The sequence below is a fragment of the Nocardioides sp. genome, assembly GCF_034670285.1.
Taxonomy (GTDB): domain Bacteria; phylum Actinomycetota; class Actinomycetes; order Propionibacteriales; family Nocardioidaceae; genus Nocardioides.
In genome coordinates this window covers 1-4,131 of sequence record NZ_JAXMNS010000347.1, presented here as the reverse complement: position 1 = coordinate 4,131, position 4,131 = coordinate 1, and the positions used below count along the sequence as shown (strand labels likewise).

Below are 4,131 nucleotides of genomic sequence, written 5' to 3'. Positions count from 1 at the left end.
ACCACCGCGATGTTGCGGGTCTTGGCCACCCGCACGAGGGCCGCAGCGACCTCCTTGACCTGGGTGACGCCGCCGGGCACGCCGTCGAGGTCGGCGGCGCCGATCGTCTGCACGGAGTCGACGACGATCAGCGACGGCCGCACCTGCTCGATGTGCGTCAGGACGGCTCCGAGATCGGTCTCGGCGGCGAGGAACAGCTCGTCGTAGACGCCTCCGGTGCGGTCGGCGCGCAGGCGCACCTGGCCCGCGGACTCCTCGCCGGTGACGTAGAGGACCCGCTGCGAGCCGGCCGCGCACCGCGCGGCCACCTCGAGCAGCAGGGTGCTCTTGCCGACGCCGGGCTCGCCCGCGAGGAGGATGGCGGCCCCCGGGACCACCCCACCACCGAGGACCCGGTCTAGCTCGGGGACCCCACTGGCGCGGGCGACCGACTCGTTGACCGACACCTGGGTGATGGGCACCGCGGGGGAGGTCACCGGGCCGGCCGAGGAGCGGACCGTGACGGCTCCCGCCTCGGCCACCGAGCCCCAGGCTTGGCACTCGCCGCAGCGACCGACCCACTTGGCCGTCTCCCAGCCGCACTCGGCGCAGCGGTAGGAGGGACGGGGCGGGCGGGAAGCGGACTTTGCCATGACGACCACGCTAGGTCAGGGCGCCGACACTCCGGCAGCGACACCCGTGCCGCCCGTGCCGCTCGGACGTGGACGGCCTTATGCTGGGGCTTTGGATCGTTCCAGGAGTGGGGAATCGGATGAGCAGGGTGAGCGGGTCCTCCGGTCACGCGGCGCAGTCAGCGCACGCGGGGTCGCCGCCGACCCTTGCCAACGTCGCCGAGCGCGCCGGGGTCTCGCGGCAGACGGTCTCCAACGCGGTCAACAACCCCGACCTGCTGCGCGCCGAGACGCTCGTGCGGGTGCAGCAGGCGATCGAGGAGCTCGGCTACCTCCCCAACCGTGCGGCCCGCAACCTGCGCACTCGCGCCTCGCACCTCGTCGGGCTGCGCCTGAGCCCGGTGCAGGAGGGCACGGCCAACGCCGCGATGGACCGCTTCGTGCACTCGCTGGTGTGGACCTCCCGCGAGGCCGGCTACCACGTGCTGCTGTTCTCGGGCGAGGGTCCGGACCCGCTCGAGGGCTACGACGACCTGCTGCGCTCGACCGCGGTCGATGCCTTCATCGTCACCGACACCTATCTCGGCAACCCGCAGGCCACCTGGCTGCGCGAGCGCCGCGCGCCGTTCGTGGCCTTCGGTCGGCCGTGGGGCGACGCCGATGCCCAGCACCCCTGGGTCGACGTCGACGGTGCCGCCGGCACCGAGATGGCCACCCGGCACCTGCTCGACAAGGGCCACGAGCGGATCGCCTGGATCGGCTGGCGCAAGGACTCCCGCATCGGTGAGGACCGCCGCTCCGGCTGGAGCCGGGCCCTGCGCGAGCGCGGGCTGTCGACGACGGGCCTCGCCTCGCGGGTCGAGGACACCGTGTGGAGTGGCGGCGAGGCCAGTGCGGTGCTGCTCGACGAGGCGCAGCCGACCGCCTTCGTGTGTGCCTCCGACACCCTCGCGATGGGGGTGCTGCGCACGCTGGCCGAGCGCGGCCTGCACCCGGGGCGCGACATCGCCGTCGTCGGCTTCGACGACTCCCAGGTCGCCCAGGTGGTGCACCCGGGGCTGACCTCGGTGCGGCAGCCGCTCGAGGAGGTCGCGATCGCGGTCGTGCGCGCGCTCGAGGACCTGCTCGGAGCGCCCCCGAAGGTCGCCGAGGGACTGCTCCTGACGCCGACGCTGACGGTGCGCGGCTCCTCCTGATGCGTCAGAAGTCTCGGCTCCACACGTTGACCGCGTAGTCGACCTCGAGCCCGTCGTCGCCCCGGCGGTCGGTGTCCCCGGTGTGCTCGGCCAGGATCCGGTCGGCCATCGCCGGTGCGAACTCGATCCGCACCACCGCCTCGAGGTCGGCTCGCGACTCGAAGCGCCACCCCATGTCGACCGGCGTGCGGGTCCAGCCGCGCGTGGTCCAGAACCGCTCGATCTCCGAGGGTGCCGGCAGGTGGGGGTAGCCCTGGCGGAACCAGCGACCGAACGTCGAGCGGGAGCCGTCGTTGTCGATGACCAGCGCCGTGCCCCCACGTCGTACGACGCGGTCGAGCTCGGCCAGTCCGGGCTCGCAGCCGGGGCCGAAGAAGTAGGCCCAGCGCACGTGCACGACGTCCACGCTCGCCTCGGGCAGCGGGACCTGCTGCGCCGTGCCGGGCAGGAGGGTGACGTTCGGGAGGCCTCGGACACGACGGCGCGCGAGGGCCAGCAGGTCGGGGTGCGGCTCCACCCCGATCACCGCGGCTGCGGACGAGGCGAACGCCGGGAGGTGGAAGCCGGTGCCGCACCCGAGGTCGAGGACGGTGCGTCCCGCCCAGGAGACGCGGTCGTTCAACGCCGACCACAGCCGCCCGTCGGGGTCGACGGCACGGTTCTCGACCTCGTAGGTCGCGGTGTGCTTCCAGATGTTGGGGCTGGGAATCGCCCCGGGCAGCGCGACGCTCACGACGCCGGACCGACGGGAATCGTCAGATCCGGACGAGACCGGTGGGGGTCTGGACCTGCGCGGCCAGGATGCCGGGGGTGCCGTGCGGGGCCACCCACTCGACCTTGACGTCCTCGAGGGGCGCCTCGACGGTCTCGCCGAGCCACTCGCTCACACGGTGCGGGTCGCCGGCGATCTCCAAGCAGGACAGGGAGAAGCCGGCGTCGGCTCCGGCGGAGGGGTGCAGGTCGTCGGGGGTGTCCCACTGGACGAAGAACGGCAGCTGCGGGTCGGCGATGGTGCCGTTGACGCCGATCTGGTGCCACCGGAGCTCGGTGCCGTCGGGGCGGTGGCGGTTGCCCGCCACGGCCGAGCGGCCCAGTCGCTCCTCGACGACGGCGATGTCGTCGACGGCCACGACCCAGCCGAGCCAGCCGCCGCCGAGAGCGGAGCGTGCCTTGACGGCCTGGCCGAAGGGCGCCTTGTCGGACGCGGGGTGATCGAGCGCCTCGACGATCTCGACGTAGGTGCCGTCAGCCAGCGCCAGAGTCATGTTGACCGTGCCGAAGCGCGGGTGGATACCGCCGTCCACGAAGGTGGCGCCCAAGAGGGAACCGATCTTCTCCGCGGTGGCGGCGAGACCATCGGGACCGGCTGCGTACGAGAGGTGATCGAGGCGCATGCCTGTCATTCTCAGCCCTCACTCAGGAGCGTCGGACCTCGGGGTCAAAGTCTCTTGACATCGAGAGACCTGCCCTTCGTCCGTCGGTCAGTCGCGTCCGGCGGGGTGGAGGGCCAGGGCCGAGCGCGAGCGCAGGTGGGCCTCGCAGTGCCGCACCAGCTCGGCGTAGGCCGGGGCCCCCATCAGCTCGGTGAGCTCGGCCTCGTTGGTGATGTAGAGGGGCTCCGGCGCCACGTGGGCCTCGGTGTTGCCCGAGCAGTACCAGTCGAGGTCGTGGCCGCCGGCGCCCCAGCCGCGGCGGTCGTACTCGCCGATGCTGACCTCGGTGTAGGTGGTGCCGTCCTGCAGCTCGACGTCGCGGAACGTACGACGGATCGGGAGCTGCCAGCAGACGTCCGGCTTGGTCTCCAGCGGGTTGCGGCCCTGCTCGAGGGCGAGTCCGTGCAGCGCGCACCCCGCGCCGACCAGGGGCCCCGGGGTGCCGTCGGGTCCCTCCGGCGCGAAGTCGGTGCGGTTGTGGAAGACGCAGGCCTTCTGGCCGTCGACGACGCGGGTGCGGGTCTTGCGCTCGCCGTCGTCGTCGACCTCGATCCAGTCGCTCTCCTCAGGCGCGCGGCCCGGGTGGAACTGCCACTGCTGCGGCGTGAGCTGGTCGACGAAGCCCGCGACGCGCGCCTCGTCCTCGTCGTCGGCGAAGTGGGCGCCGAGCGTGCAGCACCCCGTGTCGGGGGCATCGGCGTAGATGCCGGCGCAGCCCTGGCCGAAGATGCACAGATAGCTGCTGGTCAACCAGGTGAGGTCGCGGCGCATCATCTCGGTCTCGTCGGCGGGGTTGGCGAACTCCACGAACGCGCGGGGGAAGACCAGATCGACCTCGGGCATGCGGGGAGCCTACGGCCCTCCGGCCACGCATCCGGCCGCGCACCGGTA

The 4,131-nt window shown here is 72.6% G+C and carries 5 protein-coding genes; 1 reads left to right on the top strand and 4 read right to left on the bottom strand.

The window, feature by feature from the left end:
* A partial coding sequence (locus tag VOI19_RS15520) for an AAA family ATPase (RefSeq protein WP_323793869.1) occupies positions 1–632 on the bottom strand: 632 nt, incomplete at its 3' end.
* A gap of 119 nt (positions 633–751) precedes the next feature.
* On the opposite strand from VOI19_RS15520, the gene VOI19_RS15515 reads away from it, so the two are divergent.
* Positions 752–1,807 (top strand): LacI family DNA-binding transcriptional regulator, encoded by a 1,056-nt coding sequence (locus tag VOI19_RS15515; RefSeq protein ID WP_323793868.1) that lies wholly within the window; start codon positions 752–754, stop codon positions 1,805–1,807.
* A gap of 4 nt (positions 1,808–1,811) precedes the next feature.
* On the opposite strand, the gene VOI19_RS15510 is transcribed toward VOI19_RS15515, so the two are convergent.
* From VOI19_RS15510 to VOI19_RS15500, 3 genes are all read right to left on the bottom strand, one after another.
* On the bottom strand, positions 1,812–2,540 hold the full coding sequence (locus tag VOI19_RS15510; protein ID WP_323793867.1) for a class I SAM-dependent methyltransferase: 729 nt from the start codon (positions 2,538–2,540) through the stop codon (positions 1,812–1,814).
* 22 nt (positions 2,541–2,562) lie between these two features.
* Entirely contained in the window at positions 2,563–3,201 is a 639-nt protein-coding gene (locus VOI19_RS15505) for a VOC family protein (protein ID WP_323793866.1), read from the bottom strand.
* 87 nt (positions 3,202–3,288) lie between these two features.
* Positions 3,289–4,083 carry a hypothetical protein gene (locus VOI19_RS15500; protein ID WP_323793865.1) on the bottom strand — a complete coding sequence of 265 codons (795 nt, stop codon included), beginning with the start codon at positions 4,081–4,083 and terminating at the stop codon, positions 3,289–3,291.
* Positions 4,084–4,131: the final 48 nt, after the last annotated feature.

Bases quoted from the DNA above. Each gene is read 5' to 3' on its own strand.
- VOI19_RS15515 (WP_323793868.1), top strand. From the start codon at position 752: ATGAGCAGGGTGAGCGGGTCCTCCGGTCACGCGGCGCAGTCAGCGCAC.
- VOI19_RS15505 (WP_323793866.1), bottom strand. From the start codon at position 3,201: ATGCGCCTCGATCACCTCTCGTACGCAGCCGGTCCCGATGGTCTCGCC.
- VOI19_RS15500 (WP_323793865.1), bottom strand. From the start codon at position 4,083: ATGCCCGAGGTCGATCTGGTCTTCCCCCGCGCGTTCGTGGAGTTCGCC.